Below are 1,845 nucleotides of genomic sequence, written 5' to 3' on the forward strand. Positions count from 1 at the left end.
GGCCGCGGCTTTGCCGTGGTTGCCAGCGAAGTGAAGTCGTTGGCCAGCCAGACGGCGAAAGCAACCGACGAGATTTCCTCCCATATCACGGGCATGCAGGGCGCCACGGCCGAGTCGGTTGCCGCGATCAAGGAGATCGGCGCGACCATCGGCCAGATCTCGTCGATCTCGACGTCGATCGCGAGCGCCGTCGAGCAGCAGGGCGCTGCGACGCAGGAGATCGCGCGCAGCGTCCAGACCGTCGCCCAGGGCACCCAGACCGCCGCCACCGACATCGGCCAAGTCAATCGCGGCGCCGCCGAGACCGGCTCGGCCTCGGAAGAGGTGCTGAACTCGGCCAAGACGCTGTCATCCGAAAGCACCCGCCTTCGCGCCGAGCTCGACCGCTTCATGGCGAATATCCGGGCGGCGTAAGCCCTCTCACCCCTTCGCCGTCCTGGCGAAAGCCAGGACCCATTACCCCAGGGAGAAGTCGTGGCGTGCGCCGGTAACCCCGAGTCTTCGCTAAACCCCGCCTTGGGGTAATGGGTCCTGGATCGGCGCTCGCTCCGCTCGCTTGTCCAGGACAACGGTGAGCATTCCCCCGCGTCACCGAACCGCAAGTTGCGACGCCGCAAATTTACCGCCGCTTATCCTTTGCCAATTACCGTGCACACGAGTCGGGAAGCGGGCTGCTTCCGGGCTGCGCCTGGTTTTCCGCGAATGGAATGGGGTGGGGGAATGTCCGTCAAGTCCAAGCCGAACACATCGAAACTGCCAACCTTGCGCTTTCGCGCAAAAATCATCCTCGGCTTCGTGGCGGTGCTGGCCATCCTCGCCGTCAGCATGGCTTTCGCCTATTTCGGCTTCGAGCGGATCCAGGCCGCCGTGGCCTCCTACCGGACCAGCGTGGCGGAAGCGGACCTCGCGCGAACCGTCGACCGCGAGCTGATCGCCTACCAGGGGCTGGCGCGGGCCTATACGCTGACCGGCGCGGCAGACGACGAGACCGCGGCCAAGGCGGCCGAAGAGAATCTGAAGGCGGCGATCGCCAAGTCGGCGTCCGCCACGACCGGCGCCGCGCGCCGCGAGCAGGTCGGCAAGCTCGAGGCGGAGTTCCAGCGCTTTACGAAAGTATTCGGCGAGATCATCACCCTGACGCGCGAGAACAACAAGATCGCGGCCGATGAGCTCAACAGCGTCGGCAACAAGATCCGCTTCAAGTTCGACGACCTTGCCGATACCGCGGCGCTCGCCGGGCTCGCCTCGGTCCAGACCACGGCCAAGGACGTCACCTCGCAATATCTCGCGGTCTCCACCTCGGTCAGCGCCTTCGTCGCCAAGCCCGAGCCGAAGACTGCCGACGGCGTGATCGCCCGCATCAAGTTCCTGGAGACCCTGCTGGTCTCGATCTATGCCAGCGACCAGAAGATCACCGACCGCGTCACCGAGATCAGCAATCTGCTGAAGCAGTACCGCACCTCCTTTGCCAAGCTGACGGAGAACGTGAAGGTCATCGTCAAGTCGAACGGCGAGATGACCAAGACGGCGGCGTCCATCCTCAAGCTTTCGGGTGAGCTGCGATCGGACCTGACCGCCGATCAGCAGCGCATCGAGGCCAGCGCCAATGCAACGATCGGGGAGACCGAACGGCTGATGCTGATGCTGGCGTTGGGCGGCCTGGCCATCGGCGCCGTGCTCGCCCTGATGCTCGGCAACGGCATCTCGCGCCCGATGATCGCGATGTGCAAAGCGATGCGCGAGCTGGCCTCGGGCAATTTCGACGTCGTGCTGCCGGGCCTCGGCCGCAAGGACGAGATCGGCGAGATGGCCGGCGCAGTCGAGGAGTTCAAGGTTCAGGCCGTC

2 protein-coding genes are annotated in these 1,845 nt (G+C 65.1%); both read left to right on the plus strand.

Annotated features, from left to right (window positions below; genetic code table 11):
- Positions 1-414: methyl-accepting chemotaxis protein (locus tag AC1D00_RS39325; protein ID WP_477014385.1), on the plus strand; the 414-nt coding region annotated here is incomplete at its 5' end.
- Positions 415-720: 306 nt separating this feature from the next.
- A partial coding sequence (locus AC1D00_RS39330) for a HAMP domain-containing protein (RefSeq protein ID WP_477014386.1) occupies positions 721-1,845 on the plus strand: 1,125 nt, incomplete at its 3' end.

This window comes from Bradyrhizobium sp. P2_E8, assembly GCF_056403875.1.